Here is a 23,690-nt window from a genome sequence, read left to right as displayed (position 1 = left end):
TTCAGTCCGCCTTTTCTACATAGTCTTTCATAGCCTTAAAAATAATAGCAACGGATGTAGCCCCGGCATCCTGATACCCAACAGAACGTTCCATGAGAGATTTGGCACGTCCGAATTTGGCAACATATTTTTTTGTGTCCTCCATACCCTGCTCTGCCGCGTTGGCAGCCTTCTCCAGCATTTCCTCCAGACTATTCCTGTTTTCTTCCATAGCCTCCACAGCAGGCTCAAAGGCATCCACCATCGTCTTATCTCCTCGCTGCGCCTGGCCTCTTTTTTTCACAGCCTCCAGTGCATCTCTCATAATCTGCGGAAAATTCTCACAGGTCAGTTCGGTCATCTTCTCTTTACCTTTGATTCCTCCCAGGAACATGGTTCCAAAGATAACTCCTGAGGCTCCGCCCATTGAATTCAGCATCGCCATCCCCATTGTCTTGAAAACTTCATTCACACTGTCAAAGTCTGTTTTGTCTGTAAGAGCCTTTTCCGCCTTCTCCATACCTCCCGCCATGCCGATTCCGTGGTCTCCGTCACCAATCTTGCTGTCAACCTCTGTGAGATAAGGCTTCTGCCCGATAACCGCCCTGCATACTTCACAGAGCATTTCTCTCGTCTGTTCTATCGCAATGCTCTTCATTTCTCTCGTTCCTCCAATCAATACTTCAGCGCTTCTCTGGCGTAATAAGGCGAAAAGCAGGGAACACTGTAATACTTTTTCAGCTCCTCATCCAATCTCAGGATGCTGATGGAAAATCCTCCCATCTCCTGACAGGTACACCACGTCTTGATCTCAGAGTCAAAAACCTTTATTCCATCCATATCAAGATGCTTCCGAAGTTCGTTGTAGACTACGTCCAGCTCCAGAAGAGGCGTGGACCCAAGCCCGTTTACAAGAACCGCCGTTTCATCGCCTTCTCTCAAATTCAGTTCGCTTTTCAATTCTGCGTACATCCGGTCCACAAGCTTGTCTGCCGGCTGCATCTTTGTCCTCTCAATGCCGGCCTCCCCATGGATCCCCATGCCGAACTCAATCTCGTCCTCTCCCAGCTCAAAGGCAGGTTTATCGTTTCCAGGTATAGTGCCCGGACTTGTAGCCACACCAATAGTCGCAATGCTGTCTCTGGCCTTTTCCGTCACCCTGACTGCCTCATCCAGCTCCAGGCCGGCATCACACGCGGCGCCGGCGATTTTTATAACGTAAGCCATCCCGGCAATTCCCCTTCTGTCCTTCCACCGCTCCTTGGGCGCCGATACACAGTCATCCCGCACGCGCACATGCGCTGTCTTTATGTCCTCAAAGTCGCACATCTCCTCGGCCATATCAAAATTCATATTGTCTCCTGCGTAGCAGCCGTATACAAACAGAACACCTTTCCCCTGCTCAGCAGCTTTGGCGGTCTCCGTGATCAACTGAGGATTTGGGGACGCAAAAATATTTCCGCAGGCCACTCCGTCCGCAAGTCCTCTCCCCACAAAGCCTCCAAACATAGGTTCATGTCCGCTTCCCCCGCCGATGATCAGCGCAACTTTATCCTTTCTCCTCTCCTTTGCGAGATATGCATTGCACTCCCCTACCCTCTCATAGTATCTCTCATATGCTTTCAAATACCCGGAGAGCATTTCTTCTACCACTTGACTTGTATCTTCATTTAAAATTTTTTTCATTGCCGCACCTCCGCATGAGCCTACAGGCCAATTTTTTCCATCCGATCCAGGATCTCCTTCACATCGCTCTCGTCCAACTCCACATCTGCCGCCAGCGCTGTGTCTTCTATCTGAAATACTCTGCGCGCGCCGCAGATCACATTTATATCTGAACCTCTGGCAAGCAGAAATGCCACGGCAAGCTGGGGCTGCGTACAGTGATATTTCTCGCAGATATCCTTCAGGCCGTCCACAAAGCCAAGTACCTCCGGAAACTTATCCGGCTTCCACAGCGGAGAGTCTTCTCTTGCATCTCCTGGCTGCACTTTGTAATCTGCTTTCGTTTTTCCTGTCAAAAGACCTCTTTCAAGAGGCATATATCCATGGAAGGAAAGTCCCAGTTCACGGCAGAGCGGAATGATCTCCTTCTCTGCAGAGCGGTCCAGCATACTGTAATGCCCCTGTATGATGTCAATCTCTCCACAGGAGGTATACGCGCGGATCTCATCCGGTGTCATATTGGAGGCTCCTATTGCCCTGATCTTCCCCTCCTTTTTCAGCTCCATCAGTGTGCCTACCGTCTCTTCCACCGGGGTCATGACCGGAGGGCATGCCGGGTTATGTGTATAGTAAATGTCAATGTAATCTGTACCCAGCCTTTTAAGACTTCTTTCTATCTCAGTCCTGATAGCATGGGAGGTAAGGTTTCGCGTAACCCGATGTCCATCCTTCTCAAACCGGAAGCTTCCCTCATCATCGTCCCACCACAGGCCGCACTTTGTGGAAATGATATACTCAGAACGCCTTCCCTTTATTGCTTTTCCGATCACTTCTTCACTGTGTCCAAATCCATATACCGGTGCTGTGTCAATGGTGTTGATGCCGAGCTCCAAGGCCCTGTGGATTGTCCTGACTGACTCGTCATCATCCGAATTTCTCCACCATGTTCCTCCGCCAATCCCCATAGCTCCCATCGTAATGACAGATGCTTTAATTCCGGATCGTCCAATCTCCATATATTTCATAATGTTCACTCCTTTCGTTTAGCTTTCTTTTTTTAGATATTGCGGCATCTCTGTCAGAATACTTACAATACTCTCCACTCCATATACGAGAGCCCCCTCATTCAGCCGGAATCCGCTGTTATGAGTGGGGTATACAGTTCCGTCTTCCTCTGTGTATCTGGCTCCCACCCGGAAATAGCACCCTTTTCTTTTTTTCAGATATTCTGAAAAATCCTCGCATCCCATAACAGGCGGGTGATCCAGAATATGCTCCCTTCCAAAATGGCGGGACAGGATCTCTTCTACCGCCTTTTCTGTCCCTGCCTCATTACAGAGGGGACCGCAGCCTTCTTCTACAGCTATCTCCGTATCTGCTTCATACATTTCACCAATACATTTCACCGTGTTTTCCATGTTCTCTATCAGAATGTCTCTGCACTTTTCATCATGAAAGCGAAGCGTACCTCCGATATGGATCTCCTCCGGAAGGCTGTTGTAGGTCGTGCCGCCATGAATCTGTGTTACGCTGAGAAGCGCGGAAGACATGGGATCGATCTTCCTCGATACAATCCTGTTCAGCATGCACGTCAGCTCCGCTCCTGCCAGGATCATATCCTGAGCGAGATGAGGAAAGGCAGCATGCCCCTCCTTTCCTGTAAGTCGGATATCAAATTTATAATTGGCTGCAAAATTTGCTCCGGGGCGGACAGAAAAAAATCCCACCTCCTCGTCAATACTGTAATGCAGTCCGAAAATCCGATCCACTCCTTCCAGTATATTGCTTTCTTCGATCATCTTCGCGCCACCCGGCTGTACTTCCTCTGCTGGCTGAAAGATGAGCCGGATCTCTCCTCCCAGCTCATCCCTCATCTGATTCAGAATGACAGCCGCTCCCAGCAGGGTAGCCGTATGTCCGTCATGACCACAGGCGTGCATCACTCCGGGATTGACAGAACAGGGGCTGTGGTCTGGATTCTCCTGTATAGGAAGCGCATCCATATCTGCCCTGAAGGCCAGCACAGGCCCGGGAGCCCCTGTCCGCATGACAGCTGCTATCCCGGTCTTTCCTATGCGGCGGATTTCCATATCTGTGTGGGTTTTCAGTATATTCTCCGCAAAGGCCGCCGTATTTTCCTCACAGAATCCCAGCTCCGGATGTGTGTGCAGATAATGGAACCATTCTGTTACTTCAGGTCTTATTTTTTTTGCATATTCCCTTATCTGTTTTCTCAAATCCGTACCTCTCCTTATTTTCCCGCATTAGCATCCAATCTCAGGACACCTCCCGCGCCCACATTCTCATCCGGATGCTCTTTAATAATAACCACCGTGTTTACTTTCCTGCCCTTAAAAAAGTCATCCACCGTTTTTTGTATTCCCTGTACCATATCTCTCTTATACTCAACAGGCTTTCCCGGGGCTGTATAGATAAAGAAAGTAATCTGTCCGCCCTCGTGCGGTGTATTACAGCACTCCGGAATTGGGTATAAATAAACGTCTCTGAGTGTCTCCGGAAGACGAAACGCCTTTACGGCCGCATCTCCGATCACCTTTACAAATTCTCTGCTTTCCTCTTCTGTAAACTGCAGACTTGTAGATACAATAACAGTTGCCATATGATTTTCTCCTCTCTTTCAATTAATAGATGTCCGGAACATCAAATACTGGATTCTTATAGCTGAGCTGTCCGCTCTGTAACCAGTATCCGGTAGGGATTCTTGCATCGCCATATGTCTCTGTCAGCCAGTCGGCAAATTCCTCTGAGCATGCTGTCTCCCAGATGTCTTCCATCCACTGTGAATCCTCATTTTCCTTCAGGCAGCAGAACCCCTGTCCGCCCTGATCCGCGCATGCCTGATTTGACTCAGACGCAATGATATAACAGCTGTCTATGGTTTCCTGATCCATCTGATAGAAGGTCATGGCTGGCATAGTCTCCGCATCCAGATCAGGCAGCGCCCCTACACGGCTTCTTGCGTCAATCTCCATTAAATTCAGATTTTTGGGATTGGATGTCACATCCAGCACTGTCGGATTTTCTGCGGATTCATCCAGCTTGATCAGTCCCTGCTCCACAAGGATATTCAGCTCCCTTTTCCGGTTAGAGCTATCGTTTGCCACTGCCACAGATGCTCCGTCCGGCAGATCCTCTATATTTTCATATTTCTGACTGATCACGTACACGGGACTGTTTGTCACCTGATCCTTGTAATAGATCAGATCACTTCCGTAGCTCTCGTTGTAGGACTCCAGATAGGGAATATTTGCCACGTAATTCAGCTCATTTTCCCCTTCCGCGGCAGCCTGCATAACGGATACGGTTTCTGAATACACCTGCGCTTCGATATCGTATTTGTCCGAAAGCTGATCCGCGATCCAGTTAATGATCTCTTCGTCCCTTGCAAGAACGCCTACAGTGATCTTCTGTTTTTCCTCGCCCTGCGAATCGCTGCCGCCGCTGCTCCCGCACGCTGTCAAAGCAAATACCATTGAACCCGCAAGTAACGCTGCTACTACTCTTGTTCGTTTTTTCATAATGTTGTCTCCCTTCTTTTTTATTTTTTTACTTTTGCATATGTCAAATTACCCACCCACTGGATAATCTGTACCAAAATGATCAGCACAACAACCGTACTGTACATTACCAGATCATCAAAGTTCTGATAACCATATGTGAGCGCCACTGCACCAAGGCCTCCGGCTCCCACAACTCCTGCCATGGCCGTAAAGCCCAGGATGGATACGATGGCCAATGTAACATTGGTGACAGCGGAAGGAATTGCTTCCTTTATAATGATGTAAAAAGTAATCTGAAGATCATTGGCCCCAAAGGATTTAGCCGCTTCGATCAGTGCGGGATTTACTTCCTTAAAGCTGCTCTCCAGAAGCCTTGCCACCTGCGGAGACGCGGCAATGGTAATTCCAAATATGGCTGCCTCGGTTCCGATAATTGTTCCGCACACTGCCCTTGTGAGAGGGATAATGGCAATGATAAGAATCAGAAAAGGGATCGACCGGAGCACATTGATAATCGTGCTGACAATACCGTACACCAGCCTGTTTGGTCTCAGCCCATATGGATTGGTCGTCACAAGCAGAATTGCCAGAACCAGTCCGATGATGACACAGGTTACACAGGAGGCCAGAAACATGATCATCGTCTCCTCCAGCCCGGGAAGCAAAATATCAAATACTAATCTGTCCATACTCATAACGTTTTACACATGATGATTCCCTCACCATTTCTCCTTTCCTTGTTTATCGAGCTCTCCAGTAAATCTGTCTCTTGTCCAGGTACTGTTGAGCCTTGTCCTTCTCCTCAGCCGGAAACTCCAGAACGATATTTCCAGCTACGCTGCTGCGGTATCTGTCCATCCCGCCCCACACAACATTAAAATTGACTCCTGCCTGTACTGCCAGCTCAGAGAGAATGTACTCTGTTGATTTTTCTCCTTCGATTCCCTGCTGTATCTCCAGATAGATCTTCCCTTCTTTTCTCGGAAATTCGGTACTCTTTCCCAGTACCTCCTGTAACGTCTCCGGATGATTCAGGAAAATGTCCTTCACCTCTCCGCTGATTGTAAGCTTGCCATGGCTCAGGATCGTCATCTTATTACAGATATTCTTCACAACCTCCATCTGGTGTGTGACAACTACGATCGTAATCCCTGACTTCCTGTTGATCTCCTTCAGCAGCTCCAGAATGGACTGGGTAATATTCGGATCCAGGGCTGAGGTGGCCTCATCGCAAAGCAGAATCTTAGGATTCAGAGCCATGGCTCTGGCGATAGCCACTCTCTGCTTCTGACCACCGCTCAGCTCTCTTGGCAGAGCTTTGACTCTCTCCGCCATTCCCACCAGCTCCAGATTCTCCAACGCCCTCTTCTGCATCTCCTTCTTATTATATTTCAGGCACCGCATAGGAAGGCAGACATTGTCCATCACGTTCATCCTCTCAAGGAGGGAAAACTGCTGAAAAATCATCCCTACATTAGAACGAAATTCCCGAAGCTTTTTGCCTCTCAGTGTCTTGATGTCAATACCGTCTACTATCAGACTGCCTTCCTCAAAGGGAAGCAGGCCATTAATACATCTGAGCAGCGTGGATTTCCCGGCTCCGCTGACCCCCACAAGCCCATAAATGTCTCCATCCTCAATCGTCACATTGATTCCTTCCAATACAGGCGTGTCGCCAAATTTCTTGCATAAATCTTTAATCTCTATCAATCAGATCACCTCTTTCTTGTATCGGCTTTCAGCTCCTGCCATACTCTTCCGCCACCTCATAGATCAGACTGTTCAGATATGTTCCTCCCGGGAGAAGCGCACAGCCGGGAGCAAACACAAACCGGTTGTCTCCATTCTCTTTTAGCGCTGTCCTAAACCTCGCAACCAGCCTTGCCTTAACTTCCTCTCTGTCATTGTTCGCAGTCAGGAAGTCATGATCCTGATCAATACCGGCTATGATAACCTTGTCTGTCCTCTGCCGCACATCCGCAATCCTTGTAATGTCCTCTTCTTTCGTGTCAGCCGGACAGTTCTCCCAGTTCAGCGCCTGCACGACGTCATTGCCGTATCCGTAATATCTGTCCATACGTAGGTTGGCATTTCCGTGGGCATGTATCATATTGAACCAGGTTTTCCCTTTACAGTACTCAATGATCTGTCTCTCGTACGGTTCACAGAACTCATCATATTCCTGCTCCGTCAGAATATGAGACATGGCATACTGGTTTGCCAGAAAAATACCGTCAATCCTCTCATCAAACAGCGCGTCCAAATAATTCTGATTGGTTTTTGTCATCGCCCTCAACGCTTTGTGCAGTGCTTCCGGATCCTCCTTCATCATTTTTTTGATTGGTCCAGGATCCAGACAGCCCGCACACTCCTGAACGGCAGTCAGCGGATTAAAAATCGTAGCAATCAGCGGTATGCTATCCCCGTAATGCCGCTTCAGATTTTTTAAAACCTTCAGCTCCCTGTCAAACACAGGATTATCCACATCTAAAACCGGGAGCTTTGCGGCGTCCTCCGCCGACTCAATCGGATATTTTTCGATTTTTCCGCACCACTGGGTCGCCACTGTGGAAGGCTGTATCTTTCCCCCAAACGCCTCTGTATAGTAGTTCCCGTTGGTCATGATCTTGATAAAATCCCAATGATTAAAATCTGTAGAAGCGATAAGCATCCTCGTAAAGTCTGTTACGTTCTTATCTACCAGCGGCATATGATACCAGCCGCCTACTGGTGTCCTGTCAATCCTTCCTCCTTCTGTCAGTGCCCTGATTCTTTCTTCTCCTGTCATAATACCCATACCTCTCTCCTCTTTTATTTTCTATCAGATATCATACTTGCTCATCCAGCGATAAAGGGTGGCTCTCCCTATTCCCAGCTCCTTCGCAATATCCTTTTTGCTTTTTTCGCTGTACAGCAGCAGCTCTCTTATTTTGTCTGGATCGCACTTCCCTCCTTTTTCCGCCTTTTTAAACCCATATTTAAATTGAAGCCTCTTCACTTCCTCCAGGGTAATCTTGCTTTTCACTGTATTTCTGATAACGATCTCTGAAAACGTCCGTATGGACTGTCTGCCCTCAGGCCATTCACATTCCGCAAGATAACCAATTATCGTATCGTCCCCTTTCCAGCTCGTACTGTGATATACGCGGCTGTAATAGTCTAGATAGCGCCTGAAATAAAATTTCAAATCCTCTCTGTTTTCGACAATGTCTGTCATTCTAATGTGATTTTGCGAGACGTAATAATACAGCTCCTCCAAAAACAATCCTCTTTTTACATATTCTTCAAGCTTTGTCTCTGAAGTCGTTATGAGACGTATATTTTCTCCATATCCCTCCTTTGCCTGAAGAAGAGTCAGATATTCTACCAGCTTTTTCTGAAGATAAAGGGGCAGCTTCTCTATGGAGTACAGGCCAAGGGCTCTTCCTCCCGCCATGACTACACTGCCCTGAAATTTCCCCGGTACTCCGAAAAGCTCCTGTTCCAGAATCCTCTCAATCTTTCCACATTCTACCTCCAGGATTCCTCCGCCGTCCGCGGCGTACTTCAGAAGGAACATTTTCGCAATCTCATCATTTTCTTCTTTACGCATCCCCTCGATCAACATGGAAAGCTCATTATACGCGGCCTGCTTCGCGGCTTCCTTCGCGGGCCTCATAGCATCGCTGTCTGAAAAGTACAGATCGATCCATTCCGGAAGCTTGAACATCCTGGCCTGCTTCTTTTTCATAAATGCCACATCAACATACTCAAAAAAAAAGGCCGTCTTTTCTGTCTCTTCCTCCAACTCATTTTTCTGTTCTGACGCAAGCCTGAGAATTCCGCTTGTCTCTTTAAAAAATCTTGCCCCTACAGTGTATCCCTGCTCTTTCTGCCGCTTATACATACTCCTTCTTTCCAGACATTCATCCAAAGGATAACCCTGCGCCGCCTCCCCCTCCTCCAGGAAAAACTCCTGAAATTTTTGATTCGCAAAGCATATTCTTCTATTCTCATCAAAGACAACTATTGGCTCCTGCACTTTATCCAGAAGTCCGTTAGCGGATTTGTCAATACTCGCCGCCAGCTCCTGAAGATAATTCCTCTGTATTTTCCCTGATATCATTTCCGCCATCTGACGCAGGAAATCCACCGCATCCTCAAGAGTCCACTTCATCCTTCCATCTAGCCTCGGTCTCACCAGAATGGCAATGACACCCGCACAGCTTTTCCCTTCCATAATGGGCACGCCAGCTATACTTCCTATCTCGCACTGTTCGTATTCCGGACATTTTTTACATTCCTCTGAACACCTCCGGTCTTTTACCACCTTTTCCCTCGCAGTGACAATAATATTCCCGACAACCGAATTCACTTTTATCCCAATTGGAGCCTGATGATATTCAAATGTATTAATCACCCTGTTCATATGCTTGTCCACCACAATAATGTCTGTGTCAAGAAGTCTTTTCAGTGTATAAGCCAGCTGCTTTATTTCATCCTTCAACGCAATCAGTTCCATTCGCTGTCATCTCCTTATCAGTCAAATCATCCCTCCTATTGTCCGAGCATAATCTCTAAAATCTCTCTGTCCGTGCTTCTCATTCCTTTCGATGCAACTCTGCCTATATTTGCGATCGTCTGTTCGGCGTCATCTGCTACAATTCCTTCCCCGGCCCGGAAGCTTGTCTTATTCTTTGCCAGCTCATATCCCAGGAACGCGCTGTAAAGCGCAGTCGCTATCTTTGCCGCACAGCTGGATTTTGCTCCGTCACAGATCATCCCTCCACAGGTTGCTGTTGAGTTGACTATAATCTCCAAAATTGTCTCAACTGTCTCACCGTTTAAATAAGCAATTCCACACACCGCCCCGGCAGCAGCACTGACAACCCCACAGAAGGCTGACAGCTTTCCGATCCCTGTCTTCTGATGTATCGTTATAAGATTTGACACGCAGAGGGCTCTCAGAATTCTTTCCTCCTCAATCCCTTTTTCCCGGGCATACAGGATAACCGGAACAGAGGCTGTGATTCCCTGATTCCCGCTTCCGCTATTAATCACAACCGGCAGAGGGCAGCCGTTCATCCGGGCGTCACTTCCCGCAGAAGCACCGGAGCATATTTCTGAAAACGGGAAAAAGTTCAATCCTTCCGTCCGCTTTCCGACCTCAGACCCCCATCTGTTTTTCATTCCTTCTTCCGCAATTTTGGTATTACACTCTATCTGCGCCTCGAGAACGTCTCTGACCTGATCCAGCGGCACATGATCCGCATAGCTCACAATATCTCTGACATTCATAAATTCCCTGGATATTTCTTCATCCTGTTTTCTCTGACGCTGATGGAAAACTTTTCCGTTTACCACTACCTCCCCAAGCTCTGTGTGAGAGTCCAGAATCTCCACACTCACATTATTTTCTCCGGAGAAAGCATGAATTACTACGTGCAGTACATGTTCTGTATCCAAAAGCTTTACACTAACAATATTCTTCTGATACAATATGTCCAGCATCCGCCTGTCAGCTTCTGTAATATCTTCCAGAACCTTCATTCCCTTTTCAGGATTTCCTCCTATAGCTCCAATCAACACTGCCGCCTCTATGCCCTTTCTTCCATCTGTCTCAGGGACTGTAACGGCCTTCACATTTTTTATGATATTTCCAGAGCAGAGCGCCTCAATCCTATCGGGCATTGTTCCTAGAAGCTTACGGGCGTACGCAGAAGCAAAGGCTATCGTTACAGGCTCTGTACATCCCAGTGCCATTTGAAGCTCTTCCCTCAATATCCGTGTATAAAGCGCTTCATTTTCATTCCTCTGCACCTTCACTCTTTTCCTCCTCTCCGTGTCTCATTTGTTTATTTTTGAGACACATTTTGGTTATTTTTTCAATCTTTTCTGTTGTTTTATACTATAATTATGACGTATTTATCTATTTTGTCAATATTTCATGATTTTTTGTCTCATTTTTGTCTCACTATTGTATATTTTATGCTTTTCTTTGAATTATTTTGGAATTTTTTTACATTTTTGGCACAATTTTCTCTCAATCCATCCCTGATTTGAACAAAAAAAAACAGCCGGCGAGCCGACTGTCCGTAAAAAATATTATCCCTGCATCCCGCCCAGGAGCAACGCCTCCAGAAGTAGCAACGCAAGAAACAAAATGTTCCAGAATGTAAACACCTTCAGAAACCTCCCCCTGCTCCGGGGATACTCTCTTGTCACGATCTTGTAGGAAATGAGACTGGCCAGGGATGCGATCAGCGTCCCCAGCCCTCCCAGATTGACCCCTGTCAGGAGGGGCTGGATCCGGTCCGTAAATCCCGACAGAAGGATGGCCGCCGGCACATTGCTCATGACCTGGCTGGCCAGCACGCCCGTCAACAGCTCCCGCCCCTTTACAGCGGAGATCAGGGCCTCGCTGACGAGTGGGATCCGCTTCAGATTCCCCACAAAAATGAAGAAAAAGAGGAAGGTAAAGAGGAGAAAATAGTCCACCTCCAGGTACAGCCTCCGGTTCAGTACCGCCACGGCCACTGCCACGCAGAGGAGAACCGGAATGTAGGGCAGCACCCGAAACACCACCAGAAGGCAGAGAAGCAGGAGAACCAGGAAAGGAAGGATCTCCATCACCAGCTTTCTCCTTCCACTCTCCTTCTCCGTCTTCTCAGGATGCTTCTCCGTCTTCTTCTCCATCTCCACTTCCATTAAAGGCTCATCCTTCCCCGCAAGCACAGCAGCCAGAAGGAGCAGAAGCGACAGCCCCGCATAAGGGAGAACCGCCCCCGCAAACCCGCCTGCCGTGAGATCTGAGATGGAATACAGGTACAGGTTCTGGGGATTGCCAATGGGGGTGGCCATGCTCCCCAGATTGGCCCCAATGGTCTCCAGCACCACCAGCTTCACGATCCGGTCCTCGTAGCCGGTCATGCGGAACACCAGCATCGTAAAGGGGACAAAGGTAAGCAGTGTCACATCGTTGGTGATGATCATGCTGGAAAAAAAGCAGAGCAGCACCATGATGGCAGACAGCGCCCGCAGACTCCCCGCTCTCCTGAGGAGGGCGTGTCCCATCAGTGTAAACACGCCTTTAGACCTGAGCCCCGCCACAAGGATCATGAGACAGAACAGCAGCGCAATGGTGCGCCAGTCCGGGTAAGTCAGATAGACCCCGTCCGGCCGCACAAAAAAGGCGGACAGGACCGCCAGCAGAAGGGACACACAGAATACCGTTTCATTTTTCAGGATATTTTTTAAAATCTTTTTCGCCATTTCTCTTTCTCCCTGCCCCGAATAATTTTCCGAGGCGCAAAAACAGCCCGCCGTCTCCCGGCGGGCTGTTTTCTATTATAAATTCTGTCTCTCTTTCACGCAACATCTATTTAAAGGGATCGATTTAAAAGAATTGGTTTGTTTAGCTGTTGTATACGTCCAGATTGATCTCTTTTTCCTTGGCGTTTACGATGACGTTTGTGGCAGCGTCGCCGATTACGTTCAGAGGCAGGAGCGCCATCTCAACAGGACGGTTGATAGCTACGACAAGGGCGTAGGCGATCATGCACAGATCGGAGGTCCAGCCCATACCGGAGAGGATGGTTACGATCAGGGTCGTCCCTGCGATCGGGATAGCCGGGCAGCCCATAGCCGCGCAGATGGAGAGGAAGGCCACAACGACCAGGTTGGCCGGTGTCACGTCGATGCCCGCGCTTGTGGCGATGAAGGTCACTGCGAACATGTGCATAACGGTGGTTCCGTTCATGTTGATGGTCATACCTGTCGGAAGCACGAAGCTGGTGATCTCGCTGCTGCAGCCCAGCTCCTCCAGGTTTGTCTTTGTGTTCAGGGGCAGGGTCGCCGCGGAGGAGTTTGTGGAAAATCCAAACACGCCTACCTTGGCGATCTTCTTGATAAACTTGAAGGGGTTCAGCCTTGTTGTCAGCCAGATACCGATGGGATAGATGGTCACAACCAGGATGAACAGGGTGATCATAGCTCCCACGATGTAGGCCGCCGCCGGCGCCAGGTACTCAGCGCCGTAGATGGCGAAGGTACGGGATACCAGGCAGAAGATAGCCACAGGGCCCACCTTGTTGATGAGGAAGGTCAGGTAGAAGTTGATGACCTCGCTTCCCGCCTCCAGCACATGCTTCAGGGGATCTGTCTTCTCTCCCAGCACGTTCATGCAAAGGCCGATGACGATGGCCACTACCACAACCGCCAGGATGCTGTTGTTGCTGCTCATGGACTCGATGATGTTGGACGGAACGGCTGTCACGATGGTGGCCAGCGGGTTGAACTGGTCGATGGTGGCCGCGTCTGTAACCGCCTCGGAAGGCAGCTTTACATTGAAAAGTCCGGCTGTCTTCATAGCGTAAGCCACAAGTCCTCCAAAGAAGGCGCCCACGATGTAGAAGCAGACAAAGCCAAGGACTGTGCGCCCTGCGATCCTTCCCAGCTTGGAGGAGCTGGAGATACTGCACATGGCAAGGCTCAGGGAGCAGAGCACCAGCGGTACGATGGCCGCCTGCAGGCCCCTCATAAAGAGCTGTCCGATGATGTAGAAAAGACCAAGCGCCGCGGTTCCGTCAGCTGCTGTGATATCCTGGAACAGGATCTTGTTGATAATGTCCCATGTGCCTTCATTTCCGGAGTCCAGCATAGAGCTGCGGATAAACATGAAGATCAGTCCGACTACAAGTCCGCCGACCAGGGCGATGATCATCTTTTGAACAACGGACATTTTTTTCTTGTTCTCTGTTTTATCCATTTCGTTTTTACTCCCTTTTCTATTTATCTTTTAAAATCTTTACTCAAACTGCGATTGCACCGCGTCGTATCCGGTCTCCTTTGTCCGGATCTTCATGACACTCCTGATCTCATAGCTGAAGATCTTTCCATCTCCCACGTCCCCGGTGAAGGCTGCCTTCTGGATGGTGTCAATCACTTTCTTCTCCCACTCCTCCGAGGACACGACAATCTCAAATTTAATTTTGGGCTGAAGGAAAATGTCGATCTCCGATCCCCGAACCACTTCCTTATACCCACGCTGGGCGCCGCACCCCATGACCTGGGACACAGTGATACCGTTGACCTCTATCTGGTTGAGGGCGTCCTTCACTTCCTCAAATTTTTCCTCTCTGACAATTGCTTCCACTTTGATCAGCATATATTTTCTTCCTCCTCATGCTCTTATCAAAAATATTTCCTTTTAGTCAAAACCATTGAAGGACGGGTAAGCATTTTCCCCGTGCTGAGTCACGTCAAGTCCGATCATCTCATCCTTCTCATCCACCCTGAGTCTGGTGAAAATGCGGATAATGCCGATACAGATCAGTGAGCCGACCACCGCAACTGCTATGGTGACAATAATACTGATGACCTGCGCGATAAACAGTCCTGTCTCGCCAAACACCAGGCCATTCCATTGTGCTACAGAGTTGATGGAGCTCTGACCGAACAGTCCGGTGGCTATGCCGCCCCAGATACCGCCGATACCGTGGCATCCAAAGGCGTCCAGAGAGTCGTCGATCTTCAGTTTGTGTTTGATCAGATTGATCATGAAGTAGCAGATAGGGCTCACAAGAGCGCCGATGATAAACGCAGACCAGATAGGCACAAATCCGGCTCCCGGCGTGATGGCCACCAGGCCCACCACGAGACCCGTACAGGCGCCTACCAGTGTGGGCTTGCCCTCCTTTACCGAGTCAATGAGCATCCAGGACAGAAGAGCCGTTGCCGCGGACACGGACGTGGTCATAAACGCATGGGCCGCCAGACCGTCTGCTGCCAGCGCGCTTCCCGCGTTAAATCCATACCATCCGAACCAGAGCAGAGACGCACCCAGCACCACAAAGGGGATATTGTGGATGCGGTAGGATGTCTTCTCGTAGCCTTTGCGCCTTCCAAGGTAAATGGCCAGCACCAGGGCGCTCACGCCGGAGCTGATGTGTACCACATTTCCTCCCGCAAAGTCCACAGAGCCGATGGAAGCGAGAAAGCCTCCCTGTCCCCACACCATGTGGGCCATCGGATAGTAGACGATGACCGACCAGAGGGCAATAAACGCGAACAGCGCCTTAAATTTCATCCTGCCCACCACAGCCCCGGTGATAAGAGCCGGTGTGATCATAGCGAACATCATCTGAAATCCCGCATAGACAAGATGAGGGATCGTGTCTGAATAGGGGCCTGCCTCCCAGCCAACGCCGTTGAACGCCAGCCATCCGAAATCCCCGATCACCCCGCCGTGATCGCTGCCAAAGGCAAGGGAATAGCCAAAGAGCACCCACATAAATACGGACAGTCCCATGATCGCCACACAGGCCATCATGGTGTTGACCACATTTTTCCTTCTGACCAGGCCGCCGTAGAAAAAGGCCAGCCCCGGCGTCATGATAAATACAAGCGCCGCACAGACCATCATAAATCCAGTGTTTCCTGTGTCCATAAAAATACCTCCCGTGTATCCTTTAGATTAAAACGAAAAAACGCCTGACCGGTGAAGGCGTTTTACCGTCTCACCGTCAGGCGTCTTTGTCTTGTGGCTAAGTCTAGCAGATGGCAATCCTGAAATCAAGGAAAATCGTTTTTTAAATAACAAGTTTGTTAAAAATTAGAGAATATCTCCCGATTTCTCTTTGATTATCAGTCAAATTCACAAGGCCGGGTGGTGCATGCCCTTGTACTTTTCCCGGGTGGCAAGTCCGCCCCGTATGTGCCGCTCAGACTTGTTCACATCCAGGATCTTCCTCGCCTCCGCCGCCAGGGCCGGGTTGATCTGGAGAAGGCGGTCGGTCACGTCTGGTCGTGTCAAGGTAGGAATAAAAAATTTCGGATATAATTGTTCATGTGCAAAATTTAAAATGAATTCACTCCTTCTGCTGTAAGATCCATTTCGCGTGCCGTGTTTTTCCTTCTGCAGCCACTAATCCTTCTTTCTTCATTGCCTGTAGTAAATTCGATACTTTTTTTGACTTCTGCCCCTCATCCAAAACCTCCGGCAATGCATTTTCCAACACTTCCATTATTTCCCGTTTACTTGCTTCTCCCATTGCCTCTAATGCTTTCACAATTAGCTGCTTACAGATATCATCCTCCAAGCCTCTATTGCGAATATAAGCCGCCTTTTGCCCTACAATATCTGCAACCTTAAAAGAGACAAAAATATTAGGATATCTGCCTTCTACCAGTCCCTGTCTTTTCAGCAGCTTAAAACTCTCTTTTGAGATTACTTCTTTCTTTTGTACTTTGTCCAAAAGAAATACCATTCTCATATTTAATTCTGTGTCCGCATGCAAGAGCTGAGTATAATTTTTGTCCAGGATTTTTCCATAGACCGTAACCCTTACCCTGTTCGCAATGCTTAAATCATATGTTGGCAATGGAAAACATTTATCCCTCTGTATCTGATACATCATTGGAATCCCCATTGAATTTGTATCAATCATATACAAATTAACCATTGCATTGCATAAAAACACATTTCTATAATATGGCGGTTTATATCCCGGTTCCAAAGCTGTCTCTATTGTCTCAGGTATAAATGCCCCTTCGTTGATAAAAACCAGCTTGTCTTCAAATTCCTCTACATTAATTTTCCCTCTCATGCGATAGTCTTGGTGTGCAATACAGTTATTTATAATCTCTTTAATCAGCTCGGGCTCATACTGATTTACTTCGTCTGGAAACAACGTCTGCTGCCCTGCTATATATCGATATTTTTCATTTCGTATTTTATTGTAGACTTTATCAACAGCAAGCAGCATCGGCATGTCAAAATGTTCATATGCTTTAACTGAATTATCCGCATTATAAAGCGTCCATGTTATTCTCGGAATAAAGCCATCGAAAAAATAAGCTGATTCACTTTTCCCAAGTAAAAGTAAGGCCGTCCTTGTTATTTTCCCTTTAATCGTAATTCCTGCTTTATTTAGTACTTCCACGTCCGACAACTTGCTTAAGATCTCCTGAGCTTTTCCCCTATCGCTCTGTCGTTTTGAAAATAGCTCTCTCGCTTTTTTTACTGCAACCGGATCCAAATCTTCCACTGATGCTTCTTTGACAATCTCTTTAGACCAATCCATTCCAATCTGACTTCTAATCAAGTCAACTTTATTCATTGGGAGCGGACATAATGATTCATGCTCCCTCGCATAAGCAGCGCCCTGCCATGTTGTAGGAATGCCTCTGATTGCCGGAGGAATCTGAAATGCTATAATCCGACATTTATGCATACTCAATTCATAAATTTCCAAAAATGTCAACCGTTCATTAGTTCCATTTACAAGTTCCTTTTTCAGACTCTGCAGCCCACCTTGTTTTCTGAATTCTGTTCCTGTAAATTTCTTGTCATTAGAAATGCCAAACACCAGCCACGCTTCCTGAAAGCCACGGATATTTGCTTCATTGCTAAGCGCAGAAAAATATTTGCCAATATCATTAAATGAATAGTTTGTTTTCGCTTCTTTAAATTCAACGACTTCACTTTCAAACGACTCTATCATTTGTATGATTTTTTCTTTCAATTGAATATCTGTATAAATCATATACTTCTGTCCTCTCCAATTATCTGCATATTCCTTTGGTACTTTCTTGCTATAGCTAATTCTATGACTAAACTATGACTTTCTATGACTAATTCTATAACTTTTTATGACTAATCCTATAGCTAAACAATAACTTTCTAAAGCTAATTCTATCTGATTTATAGTCCAAACACAAGAATATACAAAAAATCACCCGGCACATTTCTTTGTACCGGATGACCATATCCCTTTACCCATGTTGATGAAGATATTTCTCTCTCGTAGCCATCCCTCCCCGGATATGCCGCTCCGATTTATTCATATCCAGCACCTTCCGCGCTTCCCGGGCCAGGGACGGATTGATCTGGAGGAGCCGCTCGGTGACATCTTTATGTATCGTTGATTTACTGACCCCAAACTGCTTTGCCGTCTGCCTCACGGTTGCCTTATGTTCAATGATATAACATGCGATCTCCACTGCCCTCTCCTCAATATACTCTTTCATAAAAACCCCTGCATACATTCTTTTTACAATGTATGCAGGGGAATAAAAAGTCATGCTTTCCTTTCAAAATCATCCTGTACAATGATCGCCTTCTTAATCCTTCCTGGAAATTACAGCTTTTATATGATATCCTCCATTCTGATCTTACTGTTGATCGGCGGTGCGATAATCCCCTTTTTTTCAATCGCATCAAATCCACTGATAAAGTTCTTCAGCTTTTTATTTTCATCCGAATTATTGTTAAAATAAAACCTCTTATGACCGGCATACCTGTATACTTCCCCTATATCCGTTTCTCCATCCGCGTGCTGGCCGTAATATATATAATTTCCCTGGCTGGAGAGTAATACACATTCGCCAAACAGATCCGTTTTCAAATTTTTCTTATTTGTAATACCGTTTTCATGATGAAATGAAGATTCTACTGCAAGTTTTCCCTCACTATAAATATTATCTCCGCAGTAAGCAATGTTAGAATTATTGTTTGCATCATGAACATCAAACTCCCTTGGTATTTTCTTCTGGCATCTTCCATCTACATAATATTCATCGTATGTTAATATGTCAGTGACACGCATGACATATACCATAGGCAGCTTTTCTTCTTTTTCTCGTCCCAGCCTTGGCAGCAAGCTTTTACCCGCCAGGCCGATGACAAAGATATCCTGTTTTGTAATAAACTCTTCCTTAGACACACAGCCCAGTTCAGATAACACTTCCGGATTACTCTTTAAAAATCCTTTCCATTTTTGATCTATAACTTCCTTTTTTATCCTAACGGTTTGCTTCTTTCAAGCTTTATCCTTTCTTTTATGTTCTCTTTGACTTTTTCATACAAATAATTTTTAATCCCCTTTCGTATCCTGGGCTTACAGCAAGCCAATGTGCATGTTCCGTAAAACGGATTAGGCGCAAACCCCGTGTCGCATTTCATAACATACTCATAAACAATCATCGGCTGTTCCTCCTTGAACATTATCTGCCGTGAATCCGCAAACCTTCAGGAACATATCCCAACTTTTTTAGAGGAGCAGGGGCTTTCTGTAAAAGATAATCCGGATTAAAAAGCTGCTATTTATAAAAAACAGGTGTCTATCCACAGTACCGCACTATCGAAACAACAAACCAGTCTGTCATAAAATCCGTCCCAAAGAGTTCTGCTCATGCGAAGCTTATGGAAACCTCTGAAAAAGGCATGGCACCAAATCATCTTTTCATGTATAAAGAAATGGGCGAATTCCATAGGCCTTGTACGGTAGATAAAGGCTGGTAAAAACGACTCGCTCTCTTTCTCCTTTATCCTTTATTCTATAAAAATTTTTTCTTTATGCCCATCTCATTCATTTGTCAGTATCAGTCAACCACTCTTCAACCAGAACAGTCTCCTCTCCAATAGCCTGAGCAATCTGTTCCGCTGCCATGCCCATTTTCACAAGATTGAGAGCTATAGTCCGTTTTTCTTCCTGCTTTCCCTCCTGTTTGCCTGTCTGTCTGCCTTCTTCCCAGGCTTCCTCCCGCTCTTGTCTTATATGCCTCGCCTGGTCATACTCATATATGCTCATCCTCTTTGCCTCCGCTCGATATTTCCTTAAAAACTCTTCAAGGATCCCCTCCCGAATACATTCCGTTATCGTGCGCTCCACCGCCTCTTCTATGGGCAGCTCCGCGGCATAGCTTCTTATGCGGGCTGTGTACTTGGCATAGTCCGCCAGGGTCTTACACGCCCTCATAAGCTCCGGATTGTGGCCCACGTTGATATTCAGCATCACCGCCTCCAGCTCCAGCTTATGCTCCTCTTCCTCCACCTCGTACAAGTCGGACAGCCGCAGTATCCGCCTGTCAGGCTGTTTCTCCTCCCCGTTGTAGAAGATGATAGACTGGGGCGGCGGAAGGTTGGGGCTGTAGGTGGACTGGTGCTCGTACAGGGAGAGCCGGGATCCTTATACTGTTTTCCTCTTACTGAGTATTCCGGACGATTCTGAACCGTCATTCCGGAAACACGGTACCGTGATTCCGCTTTGATGGATACCGCAATTCTGGGCAGTGAATACCGTGATTCCGGTCAAAGGATACCGATTTTCTTTATAATGTATCCATACGCTTTGAAGCGTAAATACATTACAAAGGAGGTCATCGTTTATGACCAAGTATCGCGAGATCATCCGGCTATCCGGATTAGGTCTTAGTCAAACCAACATTGCCCTCAGCTGCAATGCATCTAAAACAACCGTCAACAAGGTGCTGAAAGCTGCAAGGGAGCAGAACCTTTCATGGCCGCTGGATCCTAAACTAACAGATCCCGTCCTTGGCAGTCTGCTTTTTCCTGATTCGAAAGCAAAACCTGCCATATCAAAGCGGATGCCTGATTACGAGCATATCCGCAAGGAACTTCTCCGCAATGGAGTAAATAAGAAGCTTCTCTGGGCAGAGTACCTTGAGGAATGCCGCCTCTCCGGAGATGAGCCGCTTATGTATTCCCAGTTCTGCTATTACATCCAGCAGGATGAGCAGAAGCGCCGTGCCACTATGCATATCAATCGAAAACCTGCAGAACAGGTTGAAGTAGATTGGGCTGGAGATCCGGCACACATCATTGATCCGGATACCGGCGAAATCTTGGATGCTCACATCTTCGTAGGAGTCATGACCTACAGCCAGTACCCATACGTAGAAGCATTCATGGATGAAAAGCAGCCATCATGGATCACTGCTCATGTCCATATGTACGAGTACTTTGGCGGTGTTGCTAAGATTCTCGTGCCGGACAACTGCCGTACTGCTGTAGAGCACAATAAGGGCTGGAAAGATCAGCGCATCAATGCTGTCTATCAGGAGATGGCAGAGCACTATGGCACTGCGGTTATTCCAGCCCGTGTCCGGGCTCCAAAGGACAAGCCCAATGCCGAGGGCAGTGTAGGCAATATTTCCACATGGATCACTGCAGCCCTGCGTAATGAGCAGTTCTTTTCCCTTGATGAATTAAACCGGGCAATCCGACAGAAGCTGGAAGATTTCAGCCATCGCCCTTTCCAAAAGAAAGAGGGCAGCCGGTATGAGATCTTCCGCGACGAAGAACTGCCACTCTTGGCACCTTTACCTGCTACCCCATATGAACTGGCGGAATGGAAACAAGCCACCGTTCAGTTCAATTATCACATATCCTTTGCCGGAATGCTATACTCAGTTCCTTATGAATATATAAAGCGCAAAGTTGATGTACGGGTTACAGATAAAACTGTTGAGATTTTTTACAATCACAACCGGATTGCGTCCCATCGCCGTCTTTATGGCCGTAAAGGGCAATACAGTACGGTTACAGAGCATATGCCGGAGTCCCACCAACAGTATCTGGAATGGAACGGTGACCGTTTCCGCAAATGGGCGGAGCGGATCGGCTCCAGTACCTGCCAGGTAGTAGATGCGATCCTTGCCTCCAAGCGTGTAGAACAGCAGTCCTACCGCAGTTGTATGGGGCTTTTGAAACTGGCCGACAAATATTCTGTTGACCGTTTGGAAGCCGCCTGCCGGAAAGCGCTCTCTTTTACGGCTACTCCCAGTTATAAGAGTATCAAGAACATCCTTGATACCGGAAACGATCAGCTGGAGATGCCGGACAAGGGAGCAGCAACAAGCAGCCATACAGAGCCAACAAAGAACAGCCATGCGCTTACAAGAGGAGCGGATTACTACAGGAGGTAAGGAACCATGACCACACAAAGCACGATAGATAAACTCATTGAAATGCGCCTGACTTCTATGTCAGATGCATTCCGCACCCAGATGGAGGACCCAAGGATGAAAGGGATTCCTTTTGAGGATCGTTTCGGGATGCTGGTGGATATCGAATATAGCAACCGCAAGAGTAACAGCCTGAAGCGTCTGATCCGTAATGCCGGATTTGACCAGCCGGACGCATACATTGGCGATATTAACTATACTTCCGGGCGCAAGCTGAACCGTTCTTTGATTGAGCGGCTTGCAACCTGTGAATACATCACAGAACACAGGAATCTCTTTATTACCGGAGCTACTGGGAGCGGGAAGACCTATCTGGCATGCGCATTCGGGATGGAAGCCTGCAAACAGCGTTACAAGACGAAGTATATTCGCCTGCCGGATCTGCTCCTGGAACTGGAGATGGCTCGTAATGACGGCACATACAAAAAGGTCCAAGGAAAATACGCCAACCCGATTCTGCTGATCATTGATGAATGGCTTCTGCTGAAACCCACAGAATCCGAACAGCATGACATTCTGGAGCTTCTCCACAGGAGACGCAGGAAGTCATCTACCATCTTCTGTTCCCAGTATGATTCCAATGGGTGGTATGATCAGCTTGGTGGTGATGATAGTCCCCTCTCAGAAGCAATCCTGGACCGCATCAAGCATGATGCATACAAGATCAACATCATTCCGACTGATCCTGCGAATTACAGATCCATGCGGGAAGTATATGGATTAGATCCTGCATTAAGCGAGTAAACTCGCAAGTAGCAATCAATTAAGTGCGGTATCCCTGCTCCGGACTCGCAGTATCATAGTCCCGGACTTACGGTATCCGTTCCTCCGGAACAGGGGTACATTTTCATCGTAATATACAAAAACCATTTCTTAAATATAGACTATACCCTTCTTTGGTAGAATTCAATGTAACAAACATAAAGCCAAGATGATTTCTCCGAATTTCTTCAATCCTGCTCATACAGTCGTCAAGAAGAATATCTGACAAATTAATCTTCAGACCTTTTTCTGTCACCGCCTGTACTAAACCATGATACTTCTCATCCAGCACAAAGCAGTTAATATGTACAGCGCCACCTATTTTCCGAGTAATGCCGGTATCAAACTGTTTAATATATCCCAGCTCAAAATTATAGTATCCTATGATTGTCTGATTATCATCAGACAAAAACACATAAGTTTTTCCAAAATTATCATCTAAAGAAATGGAACTTTTCAAGAAACGATCAAGATAATCATTGCCCGAATGGAAAGATGATGCCAGCTTTTGCAGACTGGCATCATATAGAACAACATTAATTCCTGTATTATCCATACTACCTCTTTGTAATCTTTACTTCAGCCTTTTTTGTAGCTGGATCTACAACAACTGAAAACTTATGGGAGCGAATAAATTCCCTTCTGTCCTTCTCTTCTGGAGACAAGTTCTTTTTAATGCTCAGATTTTTCCTTGTAACAAATGGACGGTTCGAAACACATGCATAATTCATAATATTCCTCCTTCCTTTTGTTGTATTTTAACACTGTCTAATAAAAGCATAAAGGGAAATGTTGTTCTTTCTTATTCTTTACAATTTAATATTATCTTATATCGTAGATACTATGTTTTCTCACAGGTCTATTTATAAAAATTCAAAATTTCGCTGGCGTCAGATGGATTACCTATTACGTATTACCATTTCCTCCACACCATCTTATCCACCACACCGGTGTAGCTCTGGATGATCTTCACCACCTTGGTGCTCACGTTCTCCTCCACATAGTCCGGCACCGGGA

The 23,690-nt window shown here is 47.0% G+C and carries 24 protein-coding genes and 2 pseudogenes; 2 read left to right on the top strand and 24 right to left on the bottom strand.

Annotated elements, in window-relative coordinates:
• Position 1 precedes the first annotated feature (1 nt).
• From dhaL to NI21_RS0104820, 21 genes and pseudogenes are all read right to left on the bottom strand, one after another.
• Entirely contained in the window at positions 2-637 is a 636-nt protein-coding gene (dhaL, locus tag NI21_RS17005; RefSeq protein ID WP_033125137.1) for a dihydroxyacetone kinase subunit DhaL, read from the bottom strand.
• A 17-nt stretch (positions 638-654) separates the two neighbouring features.
• Positions 655-1,665 (bottom strand): dihydroxyacetone kinase subunit DhaK, encoded by a 1,011-nt coding sequence (locus NI21_RS17000; protein ID WP_033125136.1) that lies wholly within the window; start codon positions 1,663-1,665, stop codon positions 655-657.
• A 20-nt stretch (positions 1,666-1,685) separates the two neighbouring features.
• The gene (locus NI21_RS0104910; protein ID WP_033125135.1) at positions 1,686-2,669 is read right to left on the bottom strand and encodes an aldo/keto reductase; all 984 of its coding nucleotides are present in this window, start codon (positions 2,667-2,669) and stop codon (positions 1,686-1,688) included.
• 18 nt (positions 2,670-2,687) lie between these two features.
• Complete coding sequence (locus NI21_RS0104905; protein ID WP_033125134.1) at positions 2,688-3,881, bottom strand: M20 family metallopeptidase; 1,194 nt, start codon at positions 3,879-3,881, stop codon at positions 2,688-2,690.
• Between the two features lie 14 nt (positions 3,882-3,895).
• Positions 3,896-4,264: a tautomerase family protein gene (locus tag NI21_RS0104900; protein WP_033125133.1), complete on the bottom strand. Its 369-nt coding sequence runs from the start codon at positions 4,262-4,264 to the stop codon at positions 3,896-3,898.
• A gap of 22 nt (positions 4,265-4,286) precedes the next feature.
• On the bottom strand, positions 4,287-5,183 hold the full coding sequence (locus NI21_RS0104895; RefSeq protein ID WP_081957978.1) for a MetQ/NlpA family ABC transporter substrate-binding protein: 897 nt from the start codon (positions 5,181-5,183) through the stop codon (positions 4,287-4,289).
• Between the two features lie 20 nt (positions 5,184-5,203).
• A complete protein-coding gene (locus NI21_RS0104890; RefSeq protein ID WP_033125131.1) occupies positions 5,204-5,860 on the bottom strand; it encodes a methionine ABC transporter permease in 657 nt (218 codons plus the stop codon).
• Between the two features lie 46 nt (positions 5,861-5,906).
• Positions 5,907-6,875 (bottom strand): methionine ABC transporter ATP-binding protein, encoded by a 969-nt coding sequence (locus NI21_RS0104885; RefSeq protein ID WP_033125130.1) that lies wholly within the window; start codon positions 6,873-6,875, stop codon positions 5,907-5,909.
• A gap of 28 nt (positions 6,876-6,903) precedes the next feature.
• Positions 6,904-7,962, bottom strand: coding sequence for a uroporphyrinogen decarboxylase family protein (locus tag NI21_RS0104880; RefSeq protein WP_033125129.1), 1,059 nt, complete (start codon positions 7,960-7,962; stop codon positions 6,904-6,906).
• A gap of 24 nt (positions 7,963-7,986) precedes the next feature.
• Positions 7,987-9,666 carry a sigma 54-interacting transcriptional regulator gene (locus NI21_RS0104875; protein WP_033125128.1) on the bottom strand — a complete coding sequence of 560 codons (1,680 nt, stop codon included), beginning with the start codon at positions 9,664-9,666 and terminating at the stop codon, positions 7,987-7,989.
• A 35-nt stretch (positions 9,667-9,701) separates the two neighbouring features.
• Positions 9,702-10,970: a serine dehydratase subunit alpha family protein gene (locus NI21_RS0104870; RefSeq protein WP_242842815.1), complete on the bottom strand. Its 1,269-nt coding sequence runs from the start codon at positions 10,968-10,970 to the stop codon at positions 9,702-9,704.
• A gap of 279 nt (positions 10,971-11,249) precedes the next feature.
• The gene (locus NI21_RS0104865) at positions 11,250-12,416 is read right to left on the bottom strand and encodes an SLC13 family permease (protein WP_033125127.1); all 1,167 of its coding nucleotides are present in this window, start codon (positions 12,414-12,416) and stop codon (positions 11,250-11,252) included.
• 142 nt (positions 12,417-12,558) lie between these two features.
• Positions 12,559-13,911, bottom strand: coding sequence for a dicarboxylate/amino acid:cation symporter (locus NI21_RS0104860; protein ID WP_033125126.1), 1,353 nt, complete (start codon positions 13,909-13,911; stop codon positions 12,559-12,561).
• A 39-nt stretch (positions 13,912-13,950) separates the two neighbouring features.
• Complete coding sequence (locus NI21_RS0104855; protein WP_081957977.1) at positions 13,951-14,310, bottom strand: P-II family nitrogen regulator; 360 nt, start codon at positions 14,308-14,310, stop codon at positions 13,951-13,953.
• 42 nt (positions 14,311-14,352) lie between these two features.
• On the bottom strand, positions 14,353-15,591 hold the full coding sequence (locus NI21_RS0104850) for an ammonium transporter (protein ID WP_033125125.1): 1,239 nt from the start codon (positions 15,589-15,591) through the stop codon (positions 14,353-14,355).
• A 207-nt stretch (positions 15,592-15,798) separates the two neighbouring features.
• Positions 15,799-15,945 (bottom strand): annotated as a pseudogene (locus NI21_RS0104845) (sporulation transcriptional regulator SpoIIID); the annotation flags it as partial.
• 67 nt (positions 15,946-16,012) lie between these two features.
• Positions 16,013-17,689: an RNA-binding domain-containing protein gene (locus NI21_RS0104840; RefSeq protein ID WP_033125124.1), complete on the bottom strand. Its 1,677-nt coding sequence runs from the start codon at positions 17,687-17,689 to the stop codon at positions 16,013-16,015.
• 229 nt (positions 17,690-17,918) lie between these two features.
• The gene (gene spoIIID, locus NI21_RS0104835; RefSeq protein WP_033125149.1) at positions 17,919-18,173 is read right to left on the bottom strand and encodes a sporulation transcriptional regulator SpoIIID; all 255 of its coding nucleotides are present in this window, start codon (positions 18,171-18,173) and stop codon (positions 17,919-17,921) included.
• Positions 18,174-18,292: 119 nt separating this feature from the next.
• Positions 18,293-18,889: a hypothetical protein gene (locus NI21_RS0104830; protein WP_033125123.1), complete on the bottom strand. Its 597-nt coding sequence runs from the start codon at positions 18,887-18,889 to the stop codon at positions 18,293-18,295.
• Between the two features lie 53 nt (positions 18,890-18,942).
• Positions 18,943-19,128, bottom strand: coding sequence for a hypothetical protein (locus tag NI21_RS0104825; protein WP_033125122.1), 186 nt, complete (start codon positions 19,126-19,128; stop codon positions 18,943-18,945).
• Between the two features lie 385 nt (positions 19,129-19,513).
• Positions 19,514-19,987 (bottom strand): hypothetical protein, encoded by a 474-nt coding sequence (locus NI21_RS0104820; protein ID WP_052083945.1) that lies wholly within the window; start codon positions 19,985-19,987, stop codon positions 19,514-19,516.
• A gap of 325 nt (positions 19,988-20,312) precedes the next feature.
• Between NI21_RS0104820 and istA the strand changes: the two genes are divergently transcribed.
• Both istA and NI21_RS0104810 read left to right on the top strand, forming a co-directional pair.
• Positions 20,313-21,872: an IS21 family transposase gene (istA, locus tag NI21_RS0104815; protein ID WP_033125121.1), complete on the top strand. Its 1,560-nt coding sequence runs from the start codon at positions 20,313-20,315 to the stop codon at positions 21,870-21,872.
• A gap of 6 nt (positions 21,873-21,878) precedes the next feature.
• A complete protein-coding gene (locus NI21_RS0104810) occupies positions 21,879-22,655 on the top strand; it encodes an ATP-binding protein (protein ID WP_033125120.1) in 777 nt (258 codons plus the stop codon).
• Between the two features lie 103 nt (positions 22,656-22,758).
• Here the strand turns inward: NI21_RS0104810 and NI21_RS0104805 are convergent, their stop codons facing one another.
• The 3 genes and pseudogenes from NI21_RS0104805 to NI21_RS17235 all read right to left on the bottom strand — a co-directional run.
• Positions 22,759-23,229 carry a hypothetical protein gene (locus tag NI21_RS0104805; RefSeq protein WP_033125119.1) on the bottom strand — a complete coding sequence of 157 codons (471 nt, stop codon included), beginning with the start codon at positions 23,227-23,229 and terminating at the stop codon, positions 22,759-22,761.
• Position 23,230: 1 nt separating this feature from the next.
• Positions 23,231-23,404, bottom strand: coding sequence for a hypothetical protein (locus NI21_RS16715; RefSeq protein ID WP_156111848.1), 174 nt, complete (start codon positions 23,402-23,404; stop codon positions 23,231-23,233).
• 182 nt (positions 23,405-23,586) lie between these two features.
• A pseudogene (locus NI21_RS17235) lies at positions 23,587-23,690 on the bottom strand (UDP-N-acetylglucosamine 2-epimerase); the annotation flags it as partial.

This window comes from Eubacterium sp. ER2 (genome assembly GCF_000765215.1).
Taxonomy (GTDB): Bacteria; Bacillota; Clostridia; order Lachnospirales; family Lachnospiraceae; genus Claveliimonas; species Claveliimonas intestinigallinarum.
Note: the sequence above shows the minus strand (reverse complement) of the source record. Positions and strands in the feature narration are given on the sequence as shown.